This is a genomic window from Paenibacillus albicereus (assembly GCF_012676905.1).
In the GTDB taxonomy this organism is placed as follows: domain Bacteria; phylum Bacillota; class Bacilli; order Paenibacillales; family Paenibacillaceae; genus Paenibacillus_O; species Paenibacillus_O albicereus.
Genome location: NZ_CP051428.1, coordinates 5,072,113 through 5,088,155 on the forward strand (window position 1 = coordinate 5,072,113; position 16,043 = coordinate 5,088,155).

At 65.7% G+C, this 16,043-nt stretch carries 13 protein-coding genes; 7 read left to right on the plus strand and 6 right to left on the minus strand.

The window, feature by feature from the left end:
- Positions 1-101: 101 nt before the first annotated feature.
- The 3 genes from HGI30_RS22560 to HGI30_RS22570 all read right to left on the minus strand — a co-directional run bounded on the left by HGI30_RS22560 (position 102) and on the right by HGI30_RS22570 (position 2,902).
- Positions 102-1,343, minus strand: a complete 1,242-nt coding sequence (locus HGI30_RS22560) for an MFS transporter (protein WP_407945001.1) — start codon at positions 1,341-1,343, stop codon at positions 102-104.
- A 7-nt stretch (positions 1,344-1,350) separates the two neighbouring features.
- Positions 1,351-1,773, minus strand: coding sequence for a MerR family transcriptional regulator (locus HGI30_RS22565; protein WP_168909559.1), 423 nt, complete (start codon positions 1,771-1,773; stop codon positions 1,351-1,353).
- A gap of 184 nt (positions 1,774-1,957) precedes the next feature.
- Entirely contained in the window at positions 1,958-2,902 is a 945-nt protein-coding gene (locus tag HGI30_RS22570) for an iron-hydroxamate ABC transporter substrate-binding protein (RefSeq protein WP_168909560.1), read from the minus strand.
- A 226-nt stretch (positions 2,903-3,128) separates the two neighbouring features.
- Between HGI30_RS22570 and HGI30_RS22575 the strand changes: the two genes are divergently transcribed.
- Entirely contained in the window at positions 3,129-4,070 is a 942-nt protein-coding gene (locus tag HGI30_RS22575; protein ID WP_168909561.1) for a diacylglycerol/lipid kinase family protein, read from the plus strand.
- Between the two features lie 118 nt (positions 4,071-4,188).
- Here the strand turns inward: HGI30_RS22575 and HGI30_RS22580 are convergent, their stop codons facing one another.
- Positions 4,189-6,126: a purple acid phosphatase family protein gene (locus tag HGI30_RS22580; protein ID WP_235680257.1), complete on the minus strand. Its 1,938-nt coding sequence runs from the start codon at positions 6,124-6,126 to the stop codon at positions 4,189-4,191.
- Positions 6,127-6,380: 254 nt separating this feature from the next.
- Between HGI30_RS22580 and HGI30_RS22585 the strand changes: the two genes are divergently transcribed.
- Positions 6,381-7,298, plus strand: coding sequence for an aldo/keto reductase (locus HGI30_RS22585; protein WP_168909562.1), 918 nt, complete (start codon positions 6,381-6,383; stop codon positions 7,296-7,298).
- Between the two features lie 764 nt (positions 7,299-8,062).
- Here the strand turns inward: HGI30_RS22585 and HGI30_RS22590 are convergent.
- Together HGI30_RS22590 and HGI30_RS22595 are read right to left on the minus strand one after the other, a co-directional pair.
- Positions 8,063-8,755: a response regulator gene (locus HGI30_RS22590; RefSeq protein WP_168909563.1), complete on the minus strand. Its 693-nt coding sequence runs from the start codon at positions 8,753-8,755 to the stop codon at positions 8,063-8,065.
- Positions 8,752-10,338: an ATP-binding protein gene (locus HGI30_RS22595; RefSeq protein WP_168909564.1), complete on the minus strand. Its 1,587-nt coding sequence runs from the start codon at positions 10,336-10,338 to the stop codon at positions 8,752-8,754. Before HGI30_RS22595 ends, HGI30_RS22590 begins: the two co-directional genes overlap by 4 nt.
- A 182-nt stretch (positions 10,339-10,520) precedes the next feature.
- Here HGI30_RS22595 and HGI30_RS22600 point away from each other — a divergent pair, with 182 nt between their 5' ends.
- The 5 genes from HGI30_RS22600 (at position 10,521) to HGI30_RS22620 (ending at position 16,016) form a co-directional block, all read left to right on the plus strand.
- Positions 10,521-11,546, plus strand: a complete 1,026-nt coding sequence (locus HGI30_RS22600) for a tripartite tricarboxylate transporter substrate binding protein (protein WP_168909565.1) — start codon at positions 10,521-10,523, stop codon at positions 11,544-11,546.
- Between the two features lie 53 nt (positions 11,547-11,599).
- Positions 11,600-12,070: a tripartite tricarboxylate transporter TctB family protein gene (locus HGI30_RS22605; RefSeq protein WP_168909566.1), complete on the plus strand. Its 471-nt coding sequence runs from the start codon at positions 11,600-11,602 to the stop codon at positions 12,068-12,070.
- 15 nt (positions 12,071-12,085) lie between these two features.
- A complete protein-coding gene (locus HGI30_RS22610) occupies positions 12,086-13,612 on the plus strand; it encodes a tripartite tricarboxylate transporter permease (protein ID WP_168909567.1) in 1,527 nt (508 codons plus the stop codon).
- Positions 13,613-13,673: 61 nt separating this feature from the next.
- A complete protein-coding gene (locus HGI30_RS22615; protein ID WP_168909568.1) occupies positions 13,674-15,080 on the plus strand; it encodes an NAD-dependent malic enzyme in 1,407 nt (468 codons plus the stop codon).
- Between the two features lie 9 nt (positions 15,081-15,089).
- Complete coding sequence (locus HGI30_RS22620; protein ID WP_168909569.1) at positions 15,090-16,016, plus strand: AEC family transporter; 927 nt, start codon at positions 15,090-15,092, stop codon at positions 16,014-16,016.
- Positions 16,017-16,043 lie beyond the last annotated feature (27 nt).

Genomic DNA, 16,043 nt, shown 5'->3' on the forward strand with positions numbered 1-16,043 from the left:
CCGGCGCCCGATCGCATGCGATTCGGCAAAAAAAACCGCTCCCTCCCGCATCGGACAAAGCGGGAGAAGCGGCTCCGGCAGCGAGGCCTGGCAGACGCGGATCAGTGGGCTTCCACCTGATCGACATGGCGGATATGCTTGCGGTTCGCGGCCAGAAAGACGACCGACAGCAGCACGAAGGCGGCGCCGACGTAGAACGGCACGCTGTGCCCGAATCGCTCGCCCAGCTTGCCGGCCATGTACGGCGCGATCGCGCCGCCGATGAAGCGCAGGAAGCTGTAGGCGGCCGACGCCGTCGAGCGCTCGACCGGAGCGGCGTTCATGACGCCCGTGGTGATGAGCGTGTTGTTGTTGCCGAGCAGCGCTCCGGCGAACACGACGCTCGCGATGACGACCCATTGGACGTCGGTCCAGATCGCCATCGCCAGCAGCGTCAGTCCGAACAGCGCCAGCATCGCGCACATCGTCTTGACCGTGCCGTACGCCCGCTGCAGACGCGGCGCCATGAACACCGACGTCAGCGCGAGCAGGATGCCCCAGCCGAGGAACACGTAGCCGATGCCGCGGATCTCCAGCCCCATGACGAACGGCGCATAGGCCATGAGCGTGAAGAAGCCGATGTTGTACAGGCAGGCCGTGAGGCCGAACACGAGCAGCGGGCGGTGGCGGACGAGCGCCGTGATCGGGTCGGACAGCGAGATGCGGCGGACGGGATCGGCGGCTGCGGCAACCTGGCGCTCCTTGGGCATAAGCACGATCAGCGCGACGAAGGCGGCGACCATGCAGCCCGCGACGCCGAGGAACGGCCCTCTCCAGGACAGCGTCCCGAGCTCCCCGCCGAGCAGCGGTCCGACCGCGATGCCGATGCCGATCGCCGCTTCATAGAGGATGATCGCCTTGGTGACGCCGCCGCGCGACATCGACACGATCGCGGTCAGCGCGGTCGCGACGAACAGCGCATTGCCGAGCCCCCAGCCGCCCCGGTAGGCGACGAGCTCCCAGATGCCGCCGGAGATGCCGCCGAGACCGGCGAACAGCGCCACGATGACGACGCCGGCGAGCAGCGTGCGCTTCATGCCGAGCCGGCTCGAGATGAGGCCGGTGACGAGCATCGCGACCGCCATGACCGCGTTGTAGCTCGTGAAGAGCAGCGTCGTCTGGCTTGGGCTGGCGTTCATTTTTTCCGATATGGCGGGCAGGATCGGGTCCACGAGCCCGATGCCCATGAACGAGATGACGCCCGCGAAAAAGACCGCCCACACGGCGCGGGGCTGGTTGAAGATGCTGGCAGACGGCTTCGCCGCCTCCTGGACGGCCTCTGCCGTCAACGTCGATTTTGCCACGCTGCTGTCACTCCTGTTCTTGGTTCCAGGCTTGCCTCGCTTCGTCGATGCGCGCCTGCAGCTCATGGTATTCCTCGCGGACGCGCCCGATCTGGCTCAGCTTGGCGTCGATCATGGCCAGCTGCCGCTGCACGGCCGCCTCGAGCCGCAGCACGGCGGCGCGCTTCTCCTCGCCCGTCTCCTCCCGCACCGTCTGCCGCAGCTGCGTCAGCTCCTCGTGGATCGCCACATACTCCTGCAGCTCCTGCAAGGAAAATCCGAGCGCGTCGCGGGCGTCGATCAGCTTGCGCAGCCGCTGGACATGCTCCTCGCCATACAGCCGGTAGCCCCCGTCGCTCCGCTCCGGAGCGAGCAGCCCGATCTCCTCGTAGTAGCGGATCGTACGCTTCGTGAGGCCGGTCATCTGCGCGATGTCCTCGATCCTATACATCGCTCCACCTCTTTAGTTATTTATATTTTATTACTAAATTATTATAAGGTCATGTTACCACTTCATTACCTTAACGTCAACGTGAACGTTGGATGGAAAAAAACCCGCAGACGGCTTGAAGGCCGCTTGCGGGTGGAGGAAACGATGTCGGTGCGGCGCCATGCGCGCCACGCCTGGCGCCGGATCAAGGCAGCGCCAGGAATTGCTCGGTGAACAGCTTCAGCAGGTGATCGAGCGTCGTCGGATCGCTGTACGTCGACGCTTCCGTGTCGATCGTAATGACCCGGCCGGCTTTGACGGCCGGAATGCCCTTCCACGTCTCGGTCTCGAAGACGGGATTCTTCATGTCCTTGGTCTGGCTGAGGACGATGTAGTCGCCGGCATAGTCGCCCAGCTTTTCGCTGGAGAGCGCGTAGTAGCCCGGTCCGAGCACGTCCTTGGTGACGTTCTCCGGCATCTTGAGCCCCATCGCCTGGTACAGCACCTCGGTGCCGCGCGCCCAGTTGTTGCCGAACACATAGATGTTCTTGGCGTCGTACTCGTAGACGGATACGGTCGAATCCTCGCCGATCTTCGCCTTGATCTGCTTGCCCGCCTCCGCGGCGCGCGTCTTGAAGTCGTCGACCCATGCCTGGGCATCGGCTTCCTTGTTGAGCAGCTTGCCGATCTCGACCTGCTGCTGCAGGTAGTCGAGCTTGCCCCACGTATAGGCGACCGTCGGCGCGATCTCCGCCATCTTGTCGAGGTTCTTGTTGTGCGTGCCGGCGATGATGAGGTCCGGCTCGAGCTCGACGATCTTCTCCAGGTTGTCCTCGGAGACGATCTCGACGCCCGCCAGCTTGTCCGTGAACAGCGGATTCTTGCCGGTCCATTCGTCGACGCCGACGAGCGGGATGCCGAGGGACAGCACGTTCGGCGCGCTGCCCAGCGCGATGATGCGCTGCGGGTTCGCCGGCACTTCCACCGGGCCGGATTCCGCCTGGTAGGTAATCGTGCCGGTCGCGGCCGGAGAAGCCGATGCCGCCGGCTCGGAGCCGGAATTAGCCGTGTTGCCGGAGTCTTTCGTCGATCCGCAGGCGCTGAGAACGAGCGTCAGCGTCAGCGCGATCGGTGCAAGCCATTTTTTCATGTGGAGAATCCCCTTTGTGTGTCTATGTGTGCAAGGCTGTTGTTGATAATGATTATCAGTATCGACATACTCAATATAAAGGGATGGACCCTCTCTGTCAATAGGCAAAAACAGGCCCTCGCCCGCCGGTTTGCCGAAGAAAGAATCGTGGTAATTCCGGATTAAATACCTTGCGGTCATCGGCAGCGCCGGAAGGCGAGCCGGACCGTCGGACGGAGGCGTCGCCATGAGCGAGTTCGGCTTGGAAAACGGAACCGGCCCGGGAAGGCCGGCCCGGAAAGCGATGGTCATCCTGAATCCTTCCTCCGGGAAGGAAAAGGCGGCCGGCTATGCGCGGGACATCGAAGAGGTGCTGCGCGACAAAGGCTACGAAGTCGAGCTGCGCGAGACGGCCGGCGAGCAGGACGCGACGCGCTTCTGCCGCTCCGCCTGCGAGATGCGCTGCGACCTCGTCGTCTCGATGGGCGGCGACGGCACGCTGAATGAGACGATCAATGGCTTGATGCGGCAGGAGCATCGTCCACGGCTCGGCATCGTGCCGCTCGGCACCGTGAACGACTTCGCGCGGGCGCTCGGCATCCCGCTCGATCCGCAAGCGGCGATCGCCGCGATCGCTTCGGACCGTTTCCGCCACGTCGATCTGGGCCGGATGAACGATCGCCTGTTCACGAACGTGGTGGCGGCCGGCAACATCGCCGAGGCCGTGGCGGCGGTCACCTCGGAGGAGAAGTCGAAGCTCGGCTCGCTGGCCTACCTCAAGGAAGGACTCAAGGAGCTGGTCTCGCAGAAGGCTTACCCGATGCGGATCGACTATGACGGCCAGTCGTGGGAGGGCGAGTCGCCGCTGTTCGTCGCCGCGCTGACGAACTCGGTCGCCGGGTTCGAGAAGATGGTGCCGGAGGCGTCGGTGGACGACGGCCTCATCCACGGCTTCATCTTCAAGGACCTCGGCCTGCTCGGCACGCTGAGCGCGGGCTGGTCGCTGTGGGCCGGCAGCCTCAAGGAGCATAAGGACGTCATCGCCTTCACGGCGCGGCAGGTGAGCGTGCGCTCGTCCGAGCGCGTGCGGACCAACGTAGACGGAGAGGAAGGCCCCGACCTGCCGCTGGAGCTGCAGGTGCTGCCGGGCCATGTCGAGGTCGTCGTGCCGGAGGAGGCAGGCGGCTGACCGCATTTTGCCGGGCTCCATGCAGTCGCGAAAAAGAGCCGCTCCGGCCGGAGCGGCTCTTGGCGCTGCAAGCTGCGGGCCGCCGTCCTCGCGGACGCGGCTCTGCCGTCGATGGACGCTATTTCACGATTCCGAACCGGTCGTACAAGGCCGTCGAGCCGGCTTCGGTCGTCGTGTACACCTGGAACGTGAGGCGGTCCGTGCTGACCGTGACGCCGGTGAACATCTCCTTGCCGGGCTGGCCGTACTTGTACGCGTACGGGAACGGGCCGGACTTCGGCGTATAGCGCTTGTCCCCCGCGGCATTGCTCGTCACGTACAGCGTGCCGTTTGGCCGCACCATGTCTCCGTTCGCGTCCAGCGTCGGATTCGTTTGCGGCGAGTTCGCCTTCATCGGATACGTCCGCGTGTACGTGTGGTCATGCCCGCCGAGCACCGCGTCGATGCCGAGCTCGTCGAACACCTTCGTCAGGTTGTTGCGGAAGAACAAGATATCGGAGGAGCTGGAGTGGTTGGCGACGGAGTAGGGCGACTTGTGCAGCAGCACGATCTTCCATTTCTTCGACGAGGCGGCCGCATCGGCGCGCAGCCAGGCGACTTGCTTCTGGTAGATCGGATCGGAGCCGCTCGCTTCGTCGAACTCCGTGTTCAGCACCATGAAGTGCGCCGGGCCGTAGTCGAACGAGTAGACCGAGCCGGCCGGCTGCGCGCCCGTGCCCGTATCCGGCAGGTTGAAATGCCAGCCGAAGTTGCTGTAGCTCTTGCTCTCATGGTTGCCGACCGCAGGTGCAAGCGGCAGCCGCCGCAGCAGCTCCGCCGGCTTGCCGAGCACCCAGCCCCACTGGCTCTCCAGGTCGCCGTTGTCGACGAGGTCGCCGGTCACGGCGACGAAGCGGGCATCCGGGAACTTGGCCATGCCTTCGGTCAGCGTATGGTTCCAGGTGACGAACTCGCTCTCGGTCGTTCCCTGCGGATCGGTCGTGAACAGGAACGAATACGAGGACGGGGATGATTCCGCCGTGCGGAACGTGCCGACCGCGCTCCAGCGGCCGCTCGTGCCGTCGCCGGCCCGGTAGCTGTACGTCGTGCCGGGCTTCAGCCCCGTCGCCGTCGCCTTGTGGCTGACGTAGGACGTCTTTTTGCCGGCGCTTTTGTCGGAGCTGGAGGCGTATGCCTGGATCGACTGGGACGTGCCGGCGATGGATGTCGCCGCAGCGGAAGGCCAGGTGGCGTCCGTGTACGTCCCCTCGACGATCTCCAGCCGGGTGCCGGTGACGGCAGACGGCGTGTACCAGGCGAAGGCGCGGGAAGAGGCCGGATCGCCGGAGAACGTCATGGCCAGCGATGCCGGGGCTTCCGCGCCGCCGCCGGGCGTGCCGGAGCCGGTCGGAACGGCGAGCAGCTGCATGTCCCAGTACAGGTCGGAGCTGCTCGGGCTCTGGTTGTGCACCTCGGCGGCGATGATGTTGACGCCCGGCTTCAGCGCGGCGCGGAGCGCGGCCGTGAGATCGGCTTGCATGACGACCGGCAGGTCCTTGCTCGTCGTGGCCAGCGTCGAGTAGGACACCGTCCCGCTCGGCATGCTGGCGCGGTAGACTTCCTGGCCATTGGCGTACAGGACGAGCCCGTCGTCCACGCCGAACAGGCCCTGGAAGCTTTCATAAGCGGAAGGATCGGCGATCGCGATGGATTTGCTGAAGTAAGAGGCCGTGTTCTTCTGGCTCGTGCCGGGGCCATAGGCGATGACGGTCGACACCTTGCCGAACTCGCTGGAAGGGGCCACATTGTTCGTCGCGTTGCCGGACGAGTCCGTCTTGTAGCCGAGCGGAGCTTGTCCGCTCTTCCAGCCGGAGTAGTCGTAGGACGCGCTCTTCATCGCCGCGCCGTAGTCCTTGCCCTCGTCGCTGTAGCTCCAGCGGTCGGCTTTGGCGATCAGGACCGCCGGGCTCGCGGCGGCGTGGACCGCCGGCGGCTCCTGCAGTCCTGGCAGCAGCGCCGCTCCGAGCAGCGATGCCGCGAGCAAGATGCGGGGCCAAGCTTGAATTCGGTTCATCATTCTCCTCCATTCCTGAATGAAATCATCTTACTTTAGCACCGAACCTTTTCCACAAGGTTACCTGGAGATGAATGTTATGTTAATAAATGGATGCGGGAGTCCGGTTGGAATAGAGGTTGAAGCGCTTGCTCGGGCTATGTCAAAATGAATAGGACGCGGATCGTGCGCGGATTCATTCCAGCGGAGGGATGGGATGCGGGATGCTCCGCTGCTATTCCGCTGGACACATTCCCGATCAAGGAGGCAACCGAGCGATGAGAACATTCAAGCTGGGCGCGAGCGCCCTGGAGGTGCCGGCGGTCGCCGTCGGCTGCATGCGCATCAACTCGCTGGACAAGCCGGAGGCGGAGCGCTTCGTCCGCAGCGCGCTGGAGCTCGGCGCGAACTTCTTCGACCATGCCGACATCTACGGCGGCGGCGAGTGCGAGGAGATTTTCGCGGAAGCGGCCGGCATGAGCCCGAGCGTGCGCGAGGGCTTGATCCTCCAGTCCAAGTGCGGCATCCGGCCGGGACAGTTCGACTTTTCCAAGGAGCATATCCTCGGGTCGGTCGACCAGATCCTGCAGCGGCTGCGCACCGACTACCTGGACGTGCTGCTGCTGCACCGTCCGGACACGCTCGTCGAGCCGGAGGAGGTCGCCGAGGCGTTCGACCAGCTGGAGCGCTCCGGCAAGGTGCGGCACTTCGGCGTCTCCAACCAGAACCCGATGCAGATCCAGCTGCTGCAGAAATCGGTCAAGCAGCCGCTCGTCGCGAACCAGCTGCAGCTGAGCATCACGAACAGCACGATGATCTCGCAGGGCTTCAACGTCAACATGCAGAACGAGGCCGCCGTGAACCGCGACGGCAGCGTGCTCGACTTCTGCCGGCTGCACGACATCACGATCCAGCCTTGGTCTCCTTTCCAGTATGGCTTCTTCGAGGGCGTATTCCTCGGCAGCGAGAAGTTCCCGGAGCTGAACGCCAAGATCGACGAGATCGCCGGGCGCTACAGCGTCAGCGCGACGACGATCGCGATGGCCTGGCTGCTGCGCCATCCGGCGAACATGCAGCCGGTGACCGGCACGACGAGCGTCGAACGGCTCGCCGACTGCGTGCGCGCGGCGGACATCCGCCTGACGCGCGAGGAATGGTACGACATCTTCCGGGCGGCGGGCAACGTGCTGCCTTGATGCGTGCGGCTGCGGTAGCAGCCGGCGGACTTGCTGCGCAGCAACAAGAGGGCTGTCCCATGGGTCGGTTGAACGACCTTCGGGACAGCCCTCTTTGCTGCGCGGTTTTTGCGTGGGCAGAGGTTTGCCTTTGGCGCTTGGAGCGCTCGCTACGCGCGAATTTCCCGTGCGTAGTCAGCCTTTTTCGGCGCGGGCCTTAGGTTCGTCGACCCGTGACTGCATGAGCGGGTCCGGACTGCCTTCAGGCGTCGTGCCGGCCCTCCAATCGCGCGATGAGCGGGTCCGGACTGCCTTCGGGCATCGCGCCCACCCAGCAATCGCGCGATGAGCGGGTCGGGACTGCCTTCGGGCGTCGTGCCGACCCAGCAATCACGCGATGAGCGAGTCCGGACTGCCTTCAGTCATCGCGCCGACCCAGCAATCGCGCGATGAGCGAGTTCGGACTGCCTTCAGGCGTCGTGCCCACCCCGCAATCGCGCGATGAGCGGGTCCGGACTGCCTTCAGGCGTCGTGCCGACCCAGCAAGCGCGCGATGAGCGGGTCGGGACTGCCTTCGGGTACCGAGCCGACCCAGCAATCGCGCGATGAGCGGGTCGGGACTGCCTTCGGGTACCGAGCCGACCCAGCAATCGTGCGATGAGCGGGTCCGGACTGCCTTCGGCCTTCCCAGCGCCGCCGGGTTCGGACAGCGGACGAACCCGGCGGCATGGCTTCGCGGACGGCAGGCCCTCGCCCTCCCGTCCGCGAAGCCATGCCGCCGCGGGCTACGCCTTGCGCCGGTACACCCGCTCCGGGCGGCCGACGCTGCCGTAGGCCAGATCGGCCTGCAAGCGGCCCGCGCTGACGAGGTACTCGAGATAGCGGCGCGCCGTCGAGCGGCTGATGCCGAGCCGCGCGCTGAGGAGCGGAGCGGTCAGCGGCCCCTCCTCCTCGGCGAGCAGCCCGCTCACCTTGTCGAGCGTGAGCTGGTCGATGCCCTTTGGATACGCCGATTGCCGGCCCCGCTCCGCGACCGGCTCGCGCAGCCGCAGCAGCGCGTCGATCTCGGGCTGGCCGAGCGCTCCGGCCGCCTCGAGGGTCGCCATCCGCTCGCGGTAGGAGCGGAAGCCGAGCAGCGCCTCCTGCAGCCGATCGAAAATGACCGGCTTGAGCAGATAATCGTAGACGCCGCCCTCGATCGCCTCGCGCACCCGGTGCAGCTCCTTGGCCGCCGTCACCATGATGACGCCGGCGCGAGGATGCTCGGCGCGGATGCGGCGCAGCAGCTCCAGCCCGTCCACATGCGGCAGGAACAGATCGAGCAGCACGAGATCCGGCTGCAGGATGTCGAGCAGCTCCAGCGCCTGGCGGCCGTCGGTCGCGACGCCGGCCGCCTCGAAGCCTTCCACCTTGCCGACGAACCGGCGGTGGATCTCGGCGTTGCGCACGTCGTCCTCGACGATGAGCACTTGAATCATGGCGAATCGCTCCTTTTCTTAGGAATGGCGACGGTGAAGCGCGTGCCCCCGTCCTCGCCCGGCTGGAACTCGAGCCAGCCGCCGAGCTGGCGGACGGAGCCATGGACGAGCGCCAGGCCGTAGCCTCTTCTTTCCTTGCTTTTGGTCGAATAGCCGACCTCGAAGATGCGCTCGGCCGCCTCCTCCGGAATGCCGCAGCCGTTGTCCTCCACCTCCAGCACGAGGTCCGGTCCGAGATCGGTCAGCAGCACGGCGACCTTCCCCTCTCCGTCGTGGCTGACCGCCTCCAGCGCATTGTCGATCAGATTGCCGAGGATCGTCACGAGCTGCGAACGGTCCAGCTCCGGCGGCACGTCGCGGAACGTGCTGTCCCCGTCCACCTCCAGCTCCACCCGCAGCTCCTGGGCGCGGTTGATCTTGCCGAGCAGCAGCCCGCCGATGACGGGATCGGGAATTTCCTTGAGGATCGTGCCGATGCGGCTGTTGTGGCTGTCCGACTCCCGGGCGATGAACGCCACCGCCTCGCGGTGCTGGTCCAGCTGGAGAAGCCCCGAGATCGTATGCAGCTTGTTGGAAAACTCATGCGTCTGCGCCCGCAGGCCGTCGGCGTACTGCTGCATCTGCGACAGCTGCTGCGTGAGCAGGTACAGCTCCGACTGGTCGCGGAAGCTCGACACGGCGCCGACGACGCGGCCGCCGGCATCCTTGACGGGCACGCGGCTGACGATGACCGCGCGCGTGCCGACGATCGCTTCCTCGCCGTATGCGGCAGCCTCGGCCTCGCCCGCGCGCGGGAAGGCGGCATCGGGCAGCACTCCCCGCGCCGGGCGGCCCAGCAGCTGCGAGCGGTCCTCGAGGCCCAGCATGTGCATCGCCTGCTGGTTGAGCAGCGTGACCTCGCCCCGGTTGTTGACGGCGACGATGCCCTCGCGCACCGACTCCAGCACCGCCTCCTGCTCGCGGTACAGCCGTCCGATGTCCTCCGGCTCGAGGCCGTGGATGGCTCGCTTCACATGCCGCGCGATAAGCGCGGCGCCGAGCGCGCTCAAGGCGAGCGCGGCCAGGGCGAGCGCGGCGATCGGCAGCAGGAAGCTGCGGGACTCGCGCTCGATGTCCTCCAGCAGGATGCCGACCGAGACGACGCCGATGATGCTTCCGTCCCCGCCGTATACGGGCGTCTTGCCGCGCAGCGACTGGCCGAGCGTGCCTGTCGCCTCCGAGACGATCGACTGGCCGGCGAACACCGGTCCGTTGTCGCCGCCGACCATCGGCAGGCCGATCAGCTCCGGATTGGGATGGGCATAGCGGATGCCTTGGGCGTTGCCGACGACGATGAATTCGGCATCGGTGCGCCGGCGGATCTCCTCGATCATCGGCTGGAGGATGGCGGGCGGATCGTCCTCGGCGAAAGCATTCCGGACATCGGGAATCGCCGCGACCATCTGGGCCAGGTTGAGCGCTTTGGAGCCCTCCTGGCTCTTGTACGTATCGAGCAGCATATCCCGGAAGGCGAGCGACAGCAGCAGCAGGATGATGGAGGTCAGCGCGCAGAGGAGGAGCGTCAGCTTCGTTTGCAGGCGCATCGGTTGTCCGCCCTTTCCGTGACGTTTATGAGCAAAATGGCTGAAATGCGGCAAATGCAAGGTATGCGCGCAATGTAGCCGCCTCGCGGACGTTCATGATACAGTCACAATTGTAAACGCTATCATAAAAGGTCCGGTGCTTGATCGGAACACTCGTACTATACCATAAGGGGGAAGCTTCAATGAAGTTCAATTCCTGGAAGTGGAAACCAATCGTCGCCGCTCTGGCGGCCGTAACGGCGATGTCCGCGCTGTCCGCATGCGGCGAAGGAGGAAACTCCGGCGGCTCGGGCTCGTATCCGTCCAAGCCGATCGTCGTCGTCGCTCCGTCCGGAGCCGGCGGCGGCTGGGACAAGACCGCCCGCGCGCTGACAAAGGTGCTCGGCGAGGCCAAGCTCGTCGACAAGACGATGACCGTCGAGAACAAGCCCGGCGGCGGCGGCGCCGTGTTCATGGCCGAATACGCGACGCAGGACAAGAAAAATCCGTATCGCCTGTTCGTCAGCTCGCCGCCGATCCTCATCAACAACCTCAAGAAGGAAGGCAACAGCCCTTACGGCTACAAGGACACGACCCCGCTCGCCCAGCTGACCAAGGACTACGGCGCGATCGTCGTGCGGGCCGACTCCAGGCACGCCGACATCCAGTCGCTGATGGCCGAGCTGAAAGCAGACCCGTCCAAAGTGACGGTCGCCGGCGGCTCCGCGCCAGGCTCGATGGACCATCTGATCACGGTGCTGCCCGCCTACAAGGCCGGCATCGATCCGAAGGCGGTCAAGTACGTCTCCTACGACGGCGGCGGCGAGGCGATCGCGGCCCTGCTCGGCGGCAACGCCGACGCGATCGGCACCGACATCTCCAGCGCGTCGGAGTATCTCAAGGCCGGCAAGGTGCGCGTGCTCGGCATCACCTCGCCAGAGCGGCTCGCGGGCGACTTCAAGGACGTGCCGACGCTCAAGGAATCCGGCATCGACGCCGAGTTCACGATCTGGCGCGGGGTGTTCGGACCGAAAGAAATGACGGACGACCAGAAAGCGTACTGGGCGGAGAAGCTGAAGGCGCTCAGCGACTCGGACGCTTGGAAGAAAGAGCTCGCGGCCAACGCCTGGGAGCCGGAGTTCAAAGGAGCGGATGACTTCGCCTCCTTCCTCGGCGAGCAGGAGAAGATGATCCAAGAGCTGCTGACTGCTCTCGGCATGGCGAAGTAACCGTTCGGATTTCCGATTCAAAAGACGATTCCATTTTTGCGAGGTGAGGCATCATGAACCGCATCTTCGACCGGTACGCCGGCGTCGCGTTCCTGCTGGTCGGCGCGGCCTTCGTCTGGGAGAGCCGCAAGATCGGCGAGAGCTCCTACGGCAGCAACGTCGGTCCGGACATCTTTCCGATGGGGCTCGGCATCCTGCTCATCCTGCTGAGCTCGCGACTTCTCTACGAGACGTTCCGCGGACGGGCAAAGGACGACGCCCAGGAAGGCAAGGAGAAGCTGGATTACAAGCGCTTCGCCATCATCGTCGGAGCCGCCATCCTCTATGCGTATTTTCTCGAGGACATCGGGTATGTATTCGGCACCTTCCTCTTCCTGCTGCTCGGCTTCCAGGTCATCGAGCGGGGCCGTTGGCTCGTCTCGCTGCTCGTATCCGCGCTGTTCTCAGTCGGCGTCTATTATGTATTCGTTCAAGTCCTGGAGGGCACCCTGCCCGGCTTCCCCTCCTGGATGAATCTCGGGTAGAAGGAGGCTGTCCCCATGGAAACGCTGCAATTCCTTGCCGACGGCTTCGCTTCGGCCCTGCAATGGCAGAACCTGCTGTTCGCCTTCGTCGGCGTGCTCATCGGCACGGCCGTCGGCGTCCTGCCGGGCATCGGCCCGATGAGCGGCGTCGCGCTGCTCATCCCGGTGACGGCGACGCTGACGAGCGGACAGGATCCGGCGTCCGCCGCGACGAGCGCGATCATCCTGCTCGCCGGCGTTTATTACGGCGCCATGTACGGCGGCTCGACGACGTCGATCCTGCTCAACACGCCCGGAGAGTCCTCGTCCGTCGTGACGACGCTCGACGGCTACCAGATGGCCCGCCAGGGCAGAGCAGGCGCGGCGCTGTCGATCGCGGCGATCGGCTCGTTCGTCGCCGGCATCGTCTCGCTCGTCGCGCTCGTGCTGCTGGCGCAGCCGCTGTCCGAGGTGGCGATCCGGTTCGGTCCGGCGGAGTATTTCTCGCTCATGCTGCTCGGTCTCGCCGCGGTCAGCGGCCTGGCCGGCAAGTCGATGACCAAGGCGCTCCTCATGACCGTATTCGGCCTGCTGCTCGCGACGATCGGCATGGACAACGTCTCCGGCGTCGCGCGCTTCACCTATGACGTTCCGGTGCTGTACTCCGGACTGGAGTTCCTCACCGTCGCGGTCGGGCTGTTCGCCCTCGGCGAGGTGTTCAAGACGATCCTCCACCGCGACTACGGCGGAGGCGACGTGGCCAAGGTCGGGCGCGTGACGCCGACGCGGCAGGACCTGAAGCAAAGCGCCGCCCCGATCGCGCGCGGCTCGCTGCTCGGCTTCTTCATCGGCGTGCTTCCAGGCGCCGGAGCGACGCTCGCCTCCTTTTTCAGCTATATCATGGAAAAGAAGCTCAGCCGCAGCCCGGAACGGTTCGGCAAGGGCGCCATCGAAGGCGTCGCCGGCCCGGAATCGGCCAACAACGCCGCCTCCGGCGGCGCGATGATTCCGCTGCTCACGCTCGGCATCCCCGGCTCGGGCACGACCGCGATCCTCATGGGCGCGCTCATCATGTACAACGTGCAGCCGGGCCCGCTCCTGTTCGAGGACAATCCGGGCGTCGCCTGGGGTCTGATCGCGAGCATGTTCATCGGCAACCTGATGCTGCTCGTGCTCAACATGCCGCTCGTCAAAGTATTCGCCAAGATCATCGAGACGCCGCCGAAGTACCTGCTGCCGATCATCGTCGCCATCTCGGTGTTCGGCGTCTATGCGGTGCAGTACACGACGTTCGACCTGCTGCTGCTCATCGGCTGCGGCATCGCCGGCTACTTCCTGGCGCAGAACGACTATCCGCTCGCTCCGCTCGTGCTCGGCCTCGTGCTCGGCCCGATGATCGAGAACAACATGCGGCGCGCGCTGACGGCGTCGAACGGCGACTTCAGCATCTTCCTGACGAAGCCGATCTCGCTCGCCTTCCTCGTCGTCGCCGCCCTGTGGCTGCTCGTGCCGCTGCTGCTCAAGATGCGCGGCAAGAAAGTGCTCATCAACGAAGAAGCGTAAAGAAGGGGAGCGGCGACGCTCCCTTTCCTCATCCCCGTTCTACTGGAAAGGAAGATCCGCCATGGCATCCAGCTCGACGATCATCATCCGCCTGGAAATCCGCAAGTCCGCCATCTCCTTCGGCGAGGTGGCGGTGACGATCGGCGCCTGCGGCGGCGACATCGTCGCCACCGACGTCATCCGCTCGTCGCCGGAGACGGCGGTCCGCGACATCACCGTCCAGGTGCCGGACACGCGCCGGGAGGCGCTGGTGTCTCATCTGTCCTCGCTCCAGGGACTCAAGGTGGTCAACGTCTCCGACCGCACGTTCCTCGTCCATCTCGGCGGCAAGATCGAGGTGACGCCGCGCATGCCGGTCAAGAACCGGGAGGAGCTGTCCCATGTGTACACGCCGGGCGTCGCCAAGGTGTGCCGGGCGATCCACGAGGACGAGTCCAAGGCGTTCTCCCTGACGATCAAGCGCAATACGGTCGCCATCGTCAGCGACGGCACCGCCGTGCTCGGTCTCGGCGACATCGGCCCGTACGGCGCGATGCCGGTCATGGAGGGCAAGGCGATGCTGTTCAAGCAGTTCGCCGGCGTGGACGGGTTCCCGATCTGCCTCGCGACGACCGACACCGAGGACATCATCCGCACGATCAAGAACATCGCGCCGGGCTTCGGCGGCATCAACCTGGAGGACATCAGCTCGCCGCGCTGCTTCGAGATCGAGGAGCGGCTCAAGGAGGAGCTCGACATCCCCGTGTTCCACGACGACCAGCACGGCACCGCCGTCGTCATGCTCGCCGGCATGCTCAACTCGCTCAAGATCGTCGGCAAGCGGCGCGAGGACGTCAAGCTGGTCATCGTCGGCATCGGCGCAGCCGGCGTCGCCTGCGCCAAGATGCTGATCGCCGCAGGCTTCCGCAACGTCATCTGCGTCGATCGGCATGGCGCCATCGCCGCCGGCGAGGCTTACGCCAATCCGATGTGGAGCTGGCTCGCCGAGCACAGCAACCCGCATGGCGAGCGCGGCGGGCTGGACGAGGTCATCGCCGGAGCCGACATCTTCCTCGGCGTATCGGGGCCGGGCGTACTCAAGACGGAGCATCTGCAGCGGATGGCGAAAGACCCGATCGTGTTCGCCATGGCCAACCCGGAGCCGGAGATCGATCCCGAGGCGGCCGAGCCGTACGTGCGTGTCATGGCGACCGGACGGAGCGACTACCCGAACCAGATCAACAACGTGCTCTGCTTCCCCGGCATCTTCCGCGGGGCGCTGGAGTGCCGGGCGCGCTCCATCAACGAGCCGATGAAGCTGGCTGCGGCCGAAGCGATCGCAAGCTCCGTCAGCGAGGACGAGCTCAGCGAATCCTACATCATCCCGAGCGTATTCAACGAAGAAGTCGTGCAGCGCGTCCGCACGGCCGTCATCCAGGCGGCGATCGACACCGGCGTCGCCCGCCGCATCCCGCGCGACTTCCGCTGACGGACGGTCATGGGCGTCTTCCTGCTCATCCTGCTCCAAGTGATTTTTCCGGTGTTCGCGCTGCTGGGACTGGGCGCGCTGCTCCACCGGCGGCTGCGCTTCGACCCGCGCACGCTGTCGCGGCTGACGGGCAGCGTGCTGCTGCCGGCGCTCGTGTTCGCCAATCTGTACGAGGCGCGGTTCGAAGCCGCGCTCGTGCTGCAGGTCGCGCTGTTCCTGCTGCTGCAGAACGGCCTGCTGATGATTGCCGTGGAAGCGGCAGCGCGCTGGCTGCGGCTGGAGGCGCGGACAGCCTCGACGTTCCGCAACAGCATCGTGCTGTTCAATTCGGGCAACTTCGGCCTGCCGGTCAGCCAGCTCGTCTTCGCGGCGCAGCCGGTCGGGATGTCGATCCAGATCATCGTCACGCTGTTCCAGACGCTCGTCACGAACACATACGGCCTGTTCAACGCGATGCGCGTGGAAGCGCCGGGCTGGCGGGCGCTGCGCGGACTCTTCTTCAACCCGATCGTGCTCGCGATGCTGGCCGGCATCGCGTTTCAGGCGACGGGGGTGCGGCTGCCGGACTTCGTCTGGCGTCCGATCGACACCGTGGCGTCCGCCTTTCTGGCGGTGGCGCTGTTCACGCTCGGCGCTCAGATCGCCGGACTGCGCCTGCGGCGCCCCTCGCTGCCGCTGCTGCTGACGGCGGCCGGGAGGCTGCTCGTCTCCCCGGCGCTGGCGCTGGGGCTCATCCTGGCGCTCGGCCTGCAGGGCGTGACCGCCCAGGCGCTGCTCATCGCAGGGTCGTTCCCCTGCTCGCGCAACATGGCGCAGTTCGCGATGGAGTACGGCAACGATCCCGACTACGCCGCCGAGGCGGTGCTGCTGACGACGCTGCTCAGCTCGCTGACGGTGGCCGCGACCGTGTTCGCCGCCCAGCGGCTGTTCGCTTGAGACCGTCCCCCATCTCATATCCGGCCC